Origin of the sequence: Lentzea guizhouensis, assembly GCF_001701025.1 — a bacterium.
Taxonomy (GTDB): domain Bacteria; phylum Actinomycetota; class Actinomycetes; order Mycobacteriales; family Pseudonocardiaceae; genus Lentzea; species Lentzea guizhouensis.
In genome coordinates, this window is record NZ_CP016793.1 from 4,875,814 (window position 1) to 4,888,893 (window position 13,080).

Below are 13,080 nucleotides of genomic sequence, written 5' to 3' on the forward strand. Positions count from 1 at the left end.
CCCTTGGGGCTCCGCCGTGCTCTCGCTGTCGGGCCTTGTCGTGCGCTCGCCGCTAAGCGCCTCAGCGCACCCGCCGCGAAGCCTTGGCGCACCGCCGCGAAGCCTTGCCACAAAGCCTTGCCCGCTTCGCCTCCCCGGCCGCCCTCGCTCTCGCCGCCCTGCTCCGCCGCCCCGCTCGCTTCGCCTCCTCGCCTGGGCCCGCGTCGCTTCGCCTCCACCTGGTTCGGCTCGCCCAGACGTGAGCCGAGGCGGTCTGCCTTGCCTCGCCTGATTGCCTCCACCCGGCTTGGCTTGCCCCGGTCGGCACTGTTGCTGTCGCAGCCCGAAATTGTCAGACCTCGCGAGTACGTTGGGCCGCGGGGACCCAACATCGAAGGGGACCCCTGCGCGAGCCTGCAATCCGCCCGCCGCGCCCCTCCACCGCCACCGCACCCGCAGCAATCCACTGTGGACAGACGACCAATCACCCGGCTCTGTCGCTGACCGTTAGACCAGCGAACGCGGTGGGTGATGAAATCCCGTGGATGCGCAAGAAAGTCGTCGCGTGAATCGCCCTCTGGGGTGAGATGTCGGCTGACAACACTCTTTGTGACTCGGGACGGCCATGATCTCCCGGGTGGACGTCGAGACCCACCTTGCCGCGGTGGAGCAGGCGCTGATCGCTATGCGACGCAGCCAGTCACGCAGGGCCCTTGCCGAGTTGGCCGTGCCGGCCTTCGAGGTGCTGGACGTGATCGAGGCGGCGGAGCGGAGCGGTTCGCAGGCAACGGTTTCCGGGGTGGCGGCGGCGTTGCACGTCGATCAGCCTCGGGCCAGCAAGCTCGTCACCAGTGCTGTTGATGCCGGGTTGGTGGCTCGGGTTGCGGACAAAGCTGATGGGAGGCGGGTATTGCTCGTGCGCACGCCGAGGGGGCGGGCCACCAGTGCTGATCTGCACCGGGCGCGGCAGGCGGCTTGTGCGGCGGCGATGGCTGACTGGAGTGATGAGGAGCGGGTGGTGTTCGCCGGGTTGTTGACGCGTTTCGTTGCGGTCTTCGGCGCGCGATAATCGTGTTGTGACAATGGACGAGCTGATCGCCTACTGCGCCGCGAAGCCCGGTGCCGAGGAGACGTATCCGTGGGGTGAGGCCGAGCTCGTCTGCAAGGTGGGCGGCAAGGCCTTCGCGTTCGTCGGACTCGACGTGCACACCGTCGGGTTGAAGTGCGGAGCTGATGCCGAGGCCGCTGCGGTGTGGCGGGAGCGCTTTCCCGATGACATCACGGTGAGCGGGTACATCGGGCGGTACGGGTGGAACACCATCGCGCTCAAGGGGGCGGTGCCCGACGACGACCTGTTGGAGCTGGTGGACGGGTCCTACGAGGCCGTCGTCGCGCGGTTGCCCAAGAGGAAGCGGCCCGTCTAGGAGTGGCTGTCCGCTACTCCGGACAGTGGTTGTCCGCATTGGGTTTTACGGTGGCGTCATGGCAACCGAAATCCAGGTGACGATGGACGCGGCGGACCCGGCCAGGCTGGCCGCCTTCTGGGCGGAGGCGCTCGGTTACGTGGTGCAGCCGCCGCCTGCCGGGTTCGAGACGTGGGAGGCGTTCGCCGAGGCGAACAACATCCCGCGGGAGCGGCGCAACGACTACTCGGCGATCATCGACCCGGACGGTTCAGGGCCGCGGTTCTTCTTCCAGCGCGTGCCGGAGGGCAAGACGGCCAAGAACCGCGTCCACCTCGATGTGAACGCGGGTCTTGAAGCCGTCGACCGGCTCGTCGCCCTCGGTGCGACCAAGGTCGAGGAGTTCGACCAGGGTGCGATGGGGCACTGGGTCGTCATGCTCGACCCCGAGGGCAACGAGTTCTGTGTGCAGGGCAAGCACTAGCTAGCTGGTGATGTCCTTGGTGACGAACCGGCGCGCCGCGAGCAACGTGAAGATGCCGCCGTAGACGAGCGCGGAGAACACCCCGCGCGTCATCTCCGACCAGTCCACATCGGTCGAGAGCAGGTCGGCCCACGCCATCGAGTAGTGCGTCGGCAGGTAGTTGCGCAGGTCCTCGAGCGGTTCGATCTGGTCGAGGATCTGCGACAGGATCGACACGAGCACCGTGCCGCCGACAGCGCCCAGTGGCGCGTCGGTGGACACGGACAGGAACAGCGCCAGGCCCGCGACCCAGAACAGGTTGATCGCGATGTAGCAGACGGCGAGCGCCATGCCGAGCACGCCGTCCGCGAACGGTGCCGCCTCACCGGTCGGGCTCACCACCTCGCCCGCGCCGTACCAGAGCACGCCGACGCCGAGTGCCACCGCCGGCAGCAGCGCGAGGGCGAAGAAGCTGAGGATGCCGCTGCTGATCGCCTTCTGCCGCAACAGCCGGTGCCGCGGAATCGGTGCGGCCAGCAGGTACTTGAGGCTCGACCACGACGCTTCGGACGCGATCGTGTCGCCGAAGAACAGCGCCACGATCATCGGCAGCAGGAAGCTGCCGCTCACGAACAGCGTGAGCACCACGAAGTTGATGCCGCTGGCCGTGGCGAGGTCCACGAACCCGCCGGAGCGGCGGTTCTGGCTCTCGCCGAGCTCGAAGCTCAGCGCCAGGATGAACGGCAGCAGCACCAGGAAGCCCAGCACGAGCTGGGTCCGGCGGCGCTTGAGCTGGCGTTGCAGCTCGACGCTGATCCGCAGGGTCCTGCGCGCCTTGTAGCCCTTCGAGGAGCCGTCCTCGGCCACCTCGGTGTGCTGCTGGGCGGCGGCCTCGGTCAGGTCGCTGATCGCTCCGGGGTCGGTGTGGACGCCGTTCTCGCTCACCGGTCCACCTCCTCGTGCGCGCCGAAATTGTCGGTGCTGCCTGGGATAATTGAGTCAAGGGGACCCCCTTCGCGCGCGGGCGACGTGCGCTCGCACGAGGAGGGGACGCCTGCGGGAGCGTGCCTGCCGGAGCTCAGGCCGGAACTCTGGCTGGAGCTCCGGCCGGTGGTCAGGCCCGCGGTCAGGCGGGTGCGGTTGGCGTTCGCCAGAGGCCGCGTGGTGGGCAGTGAGGTCATCCGGCACGCTCCTGCTCGTCCACGAATCCGTTCACGGTCCCGTCCACGGCTTCGTCGGCCGCCACGTCGAGGCCCGCCTCGGTCAGCACCTCGAGCGAGGCCGGGTCCGGGGCGTCCGCCGTGGCGGACGCCGCTGCCATCAGGAAGTCATTCACCGACCAGCTCCAAGAACGCGTCTTCCAGCCTGCGTCGCGGGCCCGCCTGGTCCACGGCCACACCGGCGGTCACGAGGGCCGATAGTGCGGTCGCGCGCGGGACGCCGTTCAGCGACGCGTGCACGGCGTCCTCGTCCTCGTGCACGTCGTGCACGCCTTCGAGGTCACGCAGCACCTCCGCTGCCTTCGACGGGGAGTCGACGCGGAACGTCGCCTCGCCGCCGCCTGCCGCGATGTCGGCCACCTCGCCCGCGGCGACGAGCTGGCCCTTGTGCATCACGACCACGTGCGAGCAGGTCTGCTCGACCTCGGCCAGCAGGTGCGACGACACCAGGACGGTGCGGCCGGCTGCGGCGTAGCGGCGCAGGACCTCGCGCATCTGGTGGATCTGGGGCGGGTCGAGACCGTTGGTCGGTTCGTCCAGGATCAGCAGGTCCGGGAGGCCGAGCATGGCCTGGGCGATCGCGAGGCGCTGCCTCATGCCCTGGCTGTAGGTGCGGGTGCGGCGGTTCACGGCGTTGCCGAGGCCCGCGATCTCCAGCGCCTCCTCGACGTGCGCCTCGGCCAGCGGACGGCCGGTGGCGGCCCAGTACAGGCGCAGGTTCTCGGCGCCGGAGAGATGCGGCAGGAAGCCGGAGCCCTCGACGAACGAACCGATGCGCGACAGCACGGGCGCGCCGGGCGTCACCTTGTGGCCGAAGACCCGGATGTGTCCCTCGGACGGGTGAATCAGGCCCATGACCATGCGCAGCGTCGTGGTCTTGCCGGCGCCGTTGGGGCCGAGCAGGCCGAGCACCTGGCCGTGTTCCACGCGGAACGACAGGTCCTTCACGGCCGTGAGGCCGCCGGGGTAGGACTTCGTGAGGTTCGAGATGACCAGCGGCACCTCGGCCAGCTCCGGGTCGGAGTCGTGCGCGAGGCGGCGGCGGAACATCGCCACCACACCGGCCGCGACCAGCACCAGCAGCGCGATCACGATGCCCCACAGCGCGGCCACCGGGAAGCCGGTCGTCACGTTGCGGCCGGGCACGACGGGCACGGAGATCGACTCGTCGGCCAGCGAGATGCGGTACGCGGCGGGCTGCTCGGCGTTCGCGAACGCCTGGTCCGTCGTCGAGACCACCAGGGCCAGCTTGTGCTCGCTCTCGACCGGGCGCACGGCCGGCGGCAGCGTCACCGTCACCTCGGCGGCGGAACCGTCCGGCGGCAGCGCCACGCGGAACGGAGCCACGGCCGAGCCGGGCAGCACGCGCGTGCCGTCCTTCGACACGTCGTAGAGCTTCGCGAAGAGGATCGCCTCGCCGCTGGTCTGGTCACCGCGCGCCACCCGCAGCTTGACCGTGGACGAACCGGTCAGCAGCAGCTGCGAGGTCAGCGCGTCGGACTGGAACACCGCCGCCTGACCGGGCAGGTCGAGCGACAGTCGCGACGAGATCGACGACGACCGCGCCAGCGCCGAACCGAGGCCGGGCAGGTTCGAGATCGCCGCCGGGTTGCCGCCGGCGGGGTTCACCGCGACCTGCTCGCGGCCGCTCAGCTTCACCGAACGGCGCTCCGTCGTGGAACCGGAGGCCAGACCGGGGTAGGAGGGCGCGACGACCGTGCGCAGCGACGGGGTGCCCGACGAGCGGAACGCGCCCTGCACCGCGTACTCGAAGCCGGTGCCGGGGTCGGTGCCCTTGCCCTGCAGGTGGAAGACCATCCAGTCGGCGATCTCCCCGCGCAGCTGGGCGCCGGGGTTGCCGCCGTCGTGACCGCCCGCGTACCAGACCGTCTTCACCTTGCCGCCGGCTGCGGCGATCTGCCGCGCGGTGGCGTCGGACTGGTCGAGGCCGAAGAGCGTGTCCTGCTCGCCCTGCACCAGCATGGTCGGCTGGGTGATCTTGTCGGTCACCTCGACCGGCGAGGAGCGGCGCAGCAGGTCGAGCGTCTGCTGCGAGGCCTTGCCCGTCGTCGCGACCTCGGTGTACGCGGTGCACACGGCGGGCGTGAACCGGCCGCAGGCGCCCAGCGACGGCGTGGGCGGCGGCTGTGAGCCCGCGCCCGAGTTGCCGCCCGGCTGCTGCTGTTGCTGCACCGGTGCCTGGTTCTGGCTCGACTCCTCCTCGCCCATCTCGGGCGCGTCACCCGTGGGTGAGGAGAGGTCGATCGACGTCATGCCCGCGGAGAAGAAGATGCCCGCCCACGACCGCTTGAAGACGCCGTCCTCACCGAACGACGTCGCCGCGGGGGTGGCGTCCGAGCGGGCCGTGGCCGAAGCGGAGTTCGGCAGCAGCGCCTGCGCGAGGTCGTTGTAGGTGATGACCGGCACGAGCGTGTCGACGCGCTTGTCGGTGCCGGCGAGCAGCAACGACAGCGCGCCGCCGTAGGAGGCACCGGTCACGCCCACGCGCGGGTCGCCACCGGAGTCCTTCTGCACCTCGTCACGTGTCGCGAGGAAGTCGAGCAGCTTCTGCGCGTCGCGGACCTCGCGGTCGAGGGAGTTCAGCGCGATCTGGCCGGTGCTGCGGCCGAAACCGCGCGCGGACCACGTCAGCACGACGAAGCCGCGCCGGGCGAACTCCTCCGCCTGCGTGTGCACGCTGCGCAGACTGCCGCCGAAACCGTGCGCGAGCATGATCGCGGGCGCGGGCGTCTGCTGGGGGAGGTAAAGACGCGTCTCGATCGTCACCGTCTGAGCGCTGTCAGGGCTCTCAGGTGCGTCGATGTTCGCTTCTTTGAACTGCACGGGCGCGGGGTCGTCGCCTGATCTGGTGAAGAAGAAGCCACCGGCCACGAGGGCCGCGACAACTATCAGAGCGGGGATCGACCACCTGCCGCGAATGCGGGAGAGGCGGGACACAGCGATGACGATATGCGAGTTTCGCTGAGAACCACCTGTCGGGATCCGCTGCCGGTCTCAGCAAGAGTGGATCTTCAGCCGTCCTTCAGGTAGGAGCTGCCAGAACCCCGTCAGCACGGAACGTATTCCCGTTGCACCTGGTTGCGTGGGTCTGCTCACCCTGTGTGGCGCTAAGCGGTCTCCGTAGAGCACAATATTCACGCAGGATGGAGGGGAGTACTCCCTAAGCGGCGGTGTCGTCAGTACGGAGCCCGGTTTCACCGGCTCCCGGTGCCGTTGGTCGCTCGAGAGATCATCTCGGCGGCGGAGGAGACCTCCGGGTTGTTTGGCATGCGCTGAGATCCCGGAGGTTGGGTTGTGAACGTCCCCGCATGGATGTGGATCGCGACGATCGTTGGTCTGCTCGTCCTGCTCGCCGTGGACCTTGTGATCGTCGATCGAAAACCCCATGAGGTGACGATCGGTGAAGCAGCCCGGTGGGTGACCTTCTACGTTGCGATGGCGGCGCTCTTCGGCGCCGGTATCTGGTACTTCTCCGGCGGTCAGTACGCGACGGAGTTCTTCGCCGGGTACATCACCGAGTACTCGTTGAGCGTCGACAACCTGTTCATCTTCTTGATCATCATGACGACGTTCAAGGTGCCCGCGATCCACCAGCACAAGGTGCTGCTGATCGGCATCCTGCTCGCGCTCGTCATGCGAGGCATCTTCATCGCGCTCGGCGCCGCGCTCATCGCGCAGTTCAGCTGGGTCTTCTTCATCTTCGGCGCGTTCCTCATCTACACCGGCTGGCAGCTGGCGCGGGAGAACCACGACGAGGAAGAGGAGTACAAGGAGAACCTGATGCTGCGCATGGTGCGCAAGGTTTTCCCGGTCACCAACGAGTTCCACGGCTCCAAGTCGTTCATCAAGATCGACGGCAAGCGCTTCGTGACCCCGATGTTCATCGTGATGGTCGCGATCGGCTCCACCGACCTGCTCTTCGCGCTCGACTCGATCCCCGCGATCTTCGGCCTCACCAAGGAGCCGTTCCTGGTGTTCACGGCCAACGCGTTCGCGCTGATGGGTCTGCGCCAGCTGTACTTCCTGCTCGGTGGCCTGCTGGCGAAGCTCATCTACCTGTCGATCGGCCTCGCGGTGATCCTCGGCTTCATCGGCGTGAAGCTGATCCTGGAGGCGCTCCACACGAACAGCCTGCCGTTCCTCAACGGCGGCGAGCCCTTCCACGTGCCGACCATCGGCATCGAGGTCTCGCTGTCGGTGATCATCGGCGTGCTGGCGATCACGACGATCGCCAGCCTGCTCAAGGTGAAGCGCCACCCGGAAGCCGCCAAGCACGTCGGCGCCGACCACTAGCTGTCAGAGCGGGACGCCGTTCTGGTAGACGGCGCGGACGGCCTGCTTCAGCGTTCCGGCCTTCACGTGCTGTTCGGCGTCACCCTCGATGAGAACGAGATCGGCGAGCTTGCCCGGTGCGAGCTCGCCGAGCTCGTTTTCCAGGCGCAGCAACGCCGCCGCGGACTGCGTGGTGGCGTGCAGTGCCTCCGCGGGCGTCATGCCGTACTCGGTCATCAGGGTGAGCTCGGTGAGGTTGTTCCCGTGCGGTCCCACGCCCGAGTCGGTGCCCATCGCGATCTTCACGCCGGCCTGGTGCGCCTTCTGGAACGACTGGAAGTGTTGCGTCACCACGGCTTTCGCCTTGTCCAGCACGACGTCCGAGATCGCCACGCCCTGGGCGGCCTGGTCGAGCACCATGCGCGGCGCCATCAGCGTGGGCACGAGCCAGGTGCCGTTCTTGAGCATCTCCTCGACGCCCTCGTCGGTGAGGAAGACGCCGTGCTCGATGGACCGGACGCCGTTGCGCACGGCGGTGAGGATGCCATCGCCGCTCATGGCGTGCGACATCACCGCGATGCCGGCGGCGGCGGCCTCCTGCACGATCATCGCGATCTCGTCGTCGCGGAAGTGCGCGTGCCGCGGGTTGCTGCGCGGTGACAGCACGCCGCCGCTGGAGGCGATCTTGATGATGTCCGCGCCGTGCCGGACCAGTGTGCGGACGACCTTGCGCAGCTCCTCGGGGCCGTCGGCGACGGTGTCGGGCAGGCCGGGGTGCAGCGGCGGGCTGACGTGCGCGCCGCACTGCATCCAGTCGTCGTTGTGGCCGCCGGTCTGCGAGACCATGTTGATCGCGATCTGCATGCGCGGGCCTTGGACGAGCCCCCTGCGCACCGCCTCCGCGACACCGAGGTCGGCGCCGAGCGCGTCGCGGACCGTGGTGATGCCGCAGTCGAGCGTGGCGCGCATGTTGCCGATGGCCTGGTAGAAGGGCAGCGAGAACGGCGTGTTCAGGTCGCGGACGAGGTCGGCGCCGCTGAACATGAAGTGCACGTGGCAGTCGAACAGCCCCGGCAGGAGCGTGTGCCCGGAGGCGTCGATCCTGGTGTCGCCGTCGAGGCCGATGCCCACGTCGACGATGCGGTCGCCCTCGACGACCACGTCGCCTGGCTCGGTCGTTGTGCCGGTGAAGACCCGTCCACCGGAGAACACGATGCGCGTCATACGCGGAAATGTATGTGCCGAGTCAATTTTTGTGATCGGTCAACAAAGCGTTGTGAGCGTTGCTAACGAAACCTGTTACCGTCCGTGGCGTGCGCCCCGAAGACCTGGAGCTGCTCACCACGCCCGGCACCGTCGCGGTGTCCGGAGACCTGGTGCTGGTCAGCCTTGCCACGCCCGACCTGGAGACCAACACCTACCGCGGTGGTCTGCACCGGGTCCGCCCCGACGGCAGCACGACACCGTGGACACACGGTGACCGTGACCAAGCCCAGCGTATTTCTCCGGACGGCGCGTGGGTCGCTTTCCTGCGCGTTTCGGGCAAATCGAAGCCGCAGCTCTACGTCATGCCGACCGCGGGCGGCGAACCGCGCAAGCTCACCGACCTGCCGCTGGGCGCGGGCGCCCCGGTGTGGTCGCCGGACTCGACGCGCATCGCGTTCGTCGCGCGCGTCCCGGAAGCCGGCCGCTACGGCACCGCCGACGACGGCCCCGAGGCCGAGGCGCCGCGCCGCATCACCCGCCTCGACTACCGCGTCGACGACGTCGGCTTCCTGCTCGACCGCCGGCCGCGGCTGCACGTGGTGGACCTGGAGGGCACCGTCGTCGAGCTGACCGACGGCTCCTGCGACGTCTCCGACCCGGCGTGGCGGTCCTCGTCGGAGCTGATCTTCTCGGCGCCGCGCGACTTCGGTGTGTCCGAGACGTTGTTCAGCGACCTGTACACCGTGCCCGCGTCCGGTGGAACGGTGTCGTTGCTGGTGCGCGGCCTGGGCGAGACGTCGATGCCGTTCGTCGCGGACTCGTTCGTCTACTGGGTGGGCACGGAGTTCACCGGCATCGACGGCGTGGCGCGCAACGCGGGCCTGTGGCGGGCGCCGCTGGACGGTTCCGGTGAGCCGTCGCGGTTGACCGACGTGGAAACCGTTGACATCGAACGACTTTCTGGCCCGCCGGTGGTCGTCGGCTCCGACGTGCTGGTGGCGGTGCGCAACCGCGGTGCCGTGGAACTGCAGCGGATCCCGTTGTCGGGCGGTCCTGGTGAGGTGCTCGCCGGTTCTTCCGCGGTGGTGAAGGCGTTCGCCGCCGACGGGTCCACTGTGGTCGCTGTTGTGTCCACTCCGGACTGTGTCGGCCAGGTGGAGCTCGTCGGAACCGGCGTGCGCACGTCGTTCGCCGGTCTTCCGGCCCGCCGGGTGGTGGAGCTGAACGGTTCCGCGTCCGACGGCTACCCGGTCCACGGCTGGCTCGTGCTGCCCGACGGCGACGGCCCGCACCCGGTCGTGATGGCCGTGCACGGCGGCCCGTTCATGTACCACAGCTGGGGTTTCTTCGACGAGGCCCAGGTCTACGCGACCGCCGGCTACGCCGTCGTGCTCCCGAACCCGCGCGGCTCGGCGGGCTACGGCCAGGCGCACGGCCAGGCGGTGGTCGCCAAGTTCGGCACGGTCGACGTCGACGACGTGCTGTCGTTGCTGGACGTGGCGCTGGAACGCCCGGACTGCGACGCCGACCGCGTGGGCGTGATGGGCGGCTCCTACGGCGGCTTCATGACCTCCTGGCTGTCGGCGCACCACGGCGAACGGTTCCGCGCGGCCTGGAGCGAACGCGCCGTGAACGCCTGGGACTCGTTCACCGGCTCGTCGGACATCGGCTACTACTTCCCGGACGCCTACTGCGGCCCCGACCCCGAGGCCCAGCGCGCGATGAGCCCGCTGACCTACGTCGAGAAGATCAACATCCCGTTCGCGGTCGTGCACTCCGAGCAGGACTGGCGCTGTCCGCTGGAGCAGGCGCAGCGGATGTTCGTGGCGCTGCGGCGGCGCGGGGTGGAGGCGGAGATGCTGATCTTCCCGGGCGAGGGGCACGAGCTGACCCGGTCGGGACAGCCGCGGCACCGCAAGCAGCGGTTCGACGCGGTGCTCGAGTGGTGGGGCCGCTACCTCAAGGCGTGAACGCCTTGAACCGGTCAAGCAGCTCCCTCGCGGGGGCGGAGCCGGGGTCGAACGCCACGAGCCGGTGGCGTTCGTCCAACTCCTCGACCCCGACCCAGCAGCACCCGTAGCAGAACTTCAACGTGAACAGCGGGTCGTCCGCGCCGTACACGTCGATCGCGTAGGCGGGGTTGTAGCACCTGGCCGGCTCGCCGGTCGGGAAGGAGGCGACGAGGTCGAGGACCACCCCCACCTCCTCGCCTTCCCACACGCCGAGCTCCTCGCCGCTGGTCGTGCGCGCTTCGAGCAGGACGGCCCTCGCCGCGCTATCCGGCATCTGCGTCTTCATCGGTTCCCGGTCGGTCACCGGATCATCCTCGCCGACGCACGACCCGTTCGGCCGCTGTTCCTCCAGCTGCCCCGGCGTGATGGTGTTCCGGTAGACAACACGGTGTCCGGGACGGTGCACGGCGCGGTGGTGCAGGCGCGGGACGTGTACGGCAACGTCACCGTGCACGCGCCGCCCGATGCGGTGGTGCCGCGGCAACTCCCCGCCGGTGCGGGCAAGTTCAGCGGCAGGCAGGTCGAACTCGACCGGCTCGAACAGCTCGAGTCGGCGACGGGTTCGGACGCCGTGGTCATCTCGGCGGTCAACGGCACCGCGGGCATCGGCAAGACCGCGTTGGCGTTGCACTGGGCCCACCGGGTCGCGGAGCGGTTCCCGGACGGCCAGTTGTACGTGAACATGCGCGGGTTCGAGCCCGACCGCGAGCCGATGTCTCCGGCCGAGGCGGTGCGCGCGTTCCTCGACGCGTTCGGTGTGCCCCGCGACGCCGTGCCGATCGGTCTGGACGCGCAGGCCGCGTTGTTCCGCAGCAAGGTCGCCGGTCGGCGGGTGCTGCTGGTGCTCGACAACGTGCGCGAAGCCGCCCAGGTGCACCCTTTGTTGCCCGGCGCCTCCGGGTGCTTCGTCCTGGTCACCAGTCGCAACCGCCTGGACAGCCTGGTCGCCCGGCACGGCGCCAGGCAGCTGCGGCTCGATCTGCTCACGGAGGACGAGGCAGCCGCGCTGCTGCGGGACCGCCTCGGCGACCTCGACCCGCCGGTGCTGGCCGAGCTGGTGCGGCTGTGTGCCGGTCTGCCCCTCGCGCTCAGCATCGTCGCCGCCAGGCTCGACCGACGGGGCACCATCCCGGCCGCCAACCTGGCCGAGGAACTGCGGGCCGAGCGCCTCGAGGCCCTCGAGCTCGACGAGCACTTCAACCCCCGGTCGATCTTCTCCTGGTCCGTGCGGGCGCTGTCGGAGCCGGCGGCACGGTTGTTCCGCCTGCTCGGGCTGCACCCCGGCCCGGACATCGACGTGCGTGCGGCCGCCGCGCTGGCCGGTCTTCCGGTGGCCGACTGCCGCAGGCTCCTGCGCGAACTGCTCCGCGCCACACTCGTCGACGAGTACCTGCCCGGCCGGTACCGCTTCCACGACCTGCTCAGGCTGTTCGCGCGGGAGCTGGCCGGCGCCGATGACGACGCCCAGCGGCGGATGCTCGGCTTCTACCTGCACTCGGTGTGGGCGGGCGACCGGGCGTTGGTGGCGAAACGCGTCGGCGTCGAGCTGCCGGCACTGGACCCGGTCGTCACCGCGATGACCTTCACCGGCCCGGCGGACGCGAGCCGCTGGTTCACGTCCGAACACGCGGTGCTGACCGGGCTGGTCGGCCACGCGGCCGCCACCGGGTTCGACGAGCACGCCTGGCTGCTCGCGCTGGCGATGCGGAGCTACCTCGACACCCACGGCCACTGGCGCGACTACGCGTCGGTCTACCGCGCGGCGATCGACTCGGTGAACCGGCTGGCCGACCCGTTGGCGCAGGCGAGAGTCCACAGAGGACTCGGCAGGGCGCTCAGCAGGCTGTCCGAGTGGGACGAGGCGGAACGGTGGCTGAAGCTGGCGCTGGACTTCACCCGGCGGACCGGTGACCGCCGGCAGGAGGCGCACAGCCACGAGGCGCTGTCCTGGCTGTACTCCGAACGACAGCTGTCCGACCGGGCACTCGACCACGCGAAGGCCGCGGTCGACCTGCACCCGCCCGGCGACAACCCCGTGTGGCGCGGGTTCGCCCTCAACGTGGCGGGACGGTGCTACGCCGCGCTGGGCCGGTTCGACGAGGCGTTGGAACACTCCCGGGCGGCCTTGGCGGCACACCGCGACCTGGCGCTGCGCAACGACCACACGGGCGAGGCGGAGGCGCTCAACACCATCAGCTTCATCCAGCTGGGCAGGGGTGAGCTCGAGCCGGCCATGCGCAGTGGCGAGGAGGCGCTCACCCTGCACCGGCACCTCGGCAACCGGCCGGGCACCGCCGAGGCGCTGGAGCGCATCGGAGACGTGCACCGCGCGCTGCACCGGCCCGATGACGCCCGCGTCGCCTGGGAGGAGGCGGTCGCGATCTTGGAGGAGCTTCAGCGCGCGACGCTGGGCGAGGTGAAGCGCAAGCTCGCCGAGCTGGACAATCCCGGACACGCGTCGTCCTCGCCCGGCACCTGACCCGTTCGGCCGCTGCGCGTGCGCC

Annotated in this window: 11 protein-coding genes; 6 read left to right on the top strand and 5 right to left on the bottom strand. The window is 69.6% G+C overall.

Annotated elements, in window-relative coordinates; all coding sequences use genetic code 11:
• Window positions 1-616: 616 nt before the first annotated feature.
• Genes BBK82_RS24100 through BBK82_RS24110 form a run of 3 tightly spaced genes read left to right on the top strand, consistent with a single transcriptional unit; the run spans window position 617 to window position 1,866 of the window.
• The gene (locus tag BBK82_RS24100) at window positions 617-1,048 is read left to right on the top strand and encodes a MarR family winged helix-turn-helix transcriptional regulator (RefSeq protein ID WP_237048344.1); all 432 of its coding nucleotides are present in this window, start codon (window positions 617-619) and stop codon (window positions 1,046-1,048) included.
• A gap of 13 nt (window positions 1,049-1,061) precedes the next feature.
• The gene (locus tag BBK82_RS24105; RefSeq protein ID WP_179953799.1) at window positions 1,062-1,403 is read left to right on the top strand and encodes an MmcQ/YjbR family DNA-binding protein; all 342 of its coding nucleotides are present in this window, start codon (window positions 1,062-1,064) and stop codon (window positions 1,401-1,403) included.
• Between the two features lie 58 nt (window positions 1,404-1,461).
• Window positions 1,462-1,866 (top strand): VOC family protein, encoded by a 405-nt coding sequence (locus BBK82_RS24110; RefSeq protein WP_065917036.1) that lies wholly within the window; start codon window positions 1,462-1,464, stop codon window positions 1,864-1,866.
• On the opposite strand, the gene BBK82_RS24115 is transcribed toward BBK82_RS24110, so the two are convergent.
• The 3 genes from BBK82_RS24115 to BBK82_RS24120 all read right to left on the bottom strand — a co-directional run bounded on the left by BBK82_RS24115 (window position 1,867) and on the right by BBK82_RS24120 (window position 6,023).
• The gene (locus BBK82_RS24115; RefSeq protein ID WP_065917037.1) at window positions 1,867-2,790 is read right to left on the bottom strand and encodes an ABC transporter permease; all 924 of its coding nucleotides are present in this window, start codon (window positions 2,788-2,790) and stop codon (window positions 1,867-1,869) included.
• A gap of 232 nt (window positions 2,791-3,022) precedes the next feature.
• A complete protein-coding gene (locus tag BBK82_RS50460) occupies window positions 3,023-3,181 on the bottom strand; it encodes a hypothetical protein (protein ID WP_154697461.1) in 159 nt (52 codons plus the stop codon).
• Window positions 3,174-6,023 (bottom strand): alpha/beta fold hydrolase, encoded by a 2,850-nt coding sequence (locus BBK82_RS24120; protein WP_065917038.1) that lies wholly within the window; start codon window positions 6,021-6,023, stop codon window positions 3,174-3,176. Before BBK82_RS24120 ends, BBK82_RS50460 begins: the two co-directional genes overlap by 8 nt.
• A 357-nt stretch (window positions 6,024-6,380) precedes the next feature.
• Between BBK82_RS24120 and BBK82_RS24125 the strand changes: the two genes are divergently transcribed.
• Complete coding sequence (locus tag BBK82_RS24125; RefSeq protein ID WP_065917039.1) at window positions 6,381-7,379, top strand: TerC family protein; 999 nt, start codon at window positions 6,381-6,383, stop codon at window positions 7,377-7,379.
• Between the two features lie 3 nt (window positions 7,380-7,382).
• Here BBK82_RS24125 and BBK82_RS24130 read toward each other — a convergent pair whose 3' ends face one another.
• Window positions 7,383-8,582 carry a metal-dependent hydrolase family protein gene (locus BBK82_RS24130; RefSeq protein ID WP_065917040.1) on the bottom strand — a complete coding sequence of 400 codons (1,200 nt, stop codon included), beginning with the start codon at window positions 8,580-8,582 and terminating at the stop codon, window positions 7,383-7,385.
• An 89-nt stretch (window positions 8,583-8,671) separates the two neighbouring features.
• On the opposite strand from BBK82_RS24130, the gene BBK82_RS24135 reads away from it, so the two are divergent.
• Window positions 8,672-10,534: a S9 family peptidase gene (locus tag BBK82_RS24135; protein ID WP_065917041.1), complete on the top strand. Its 1,863-nt coding sequence runs from the start codon at window positions 8,672-8,674 to the stop codon at window positions 10,532-10,534.
• On the opposite strand, the gene BBK82_RS51700 is transcribed toward BBK82_RS24135, so the two are convergent.
• Complete coding sequence (locus BBK82_RS51700) at window positions 10,524-10,880, bottom strand: hypothetical protein (RefSeq protein ID WP_170067958.1); 357 nt, start codon at window positions 10,878-10,880, stop codon at window positions 10,524-10,526. The genes BBK82_RS24135 and BBK82_RS51700 overlap by 11 nt on opposite strands.
• 84 nt (window positions 10,881-10,964) lie before the next feature.
• On the opposite strand from BBK82_RS51700, the gene BBK82_RS24145 reads away from it, so the two are divergent.
• A complete protein-coding gene (locus BBK82_RS24145) occupies window positions 10,965-13,055 on the top strand; it encodes an ATP-binding protein (RefSeq protein ID WP_065917043.1) in 2,091 nt (696 codons plus the stop codon).
• Window positions 13,056-13,080: the final 25 nt, after the last annotated feature.

Bases quoted from the DNA above. Each gene is read 5' to 3' on its own strand.
- BBK82_RS24110 (WP_065917036.1), top strand. From the start codon at position 1,462: ATGGCAACCGAAATCCAGGTGACGATGGACGCGGCGGACCCGGCCAGG.
- BBK82_RS24130 (WP_065917040.1), bottom strand. From the start codon at position 8,582: ATGACGCGCATCGTGTTCTCCGGTGGACGGGTCTTCACCGGCACAACG.
- BBK82_RS24105 (WP_179953799.1), top strand. From the start codon at position 1,062: ATGGACGAGCTGATCGCCTACTGCGCCGCGAAGCCCGGTGCCGAGGAG.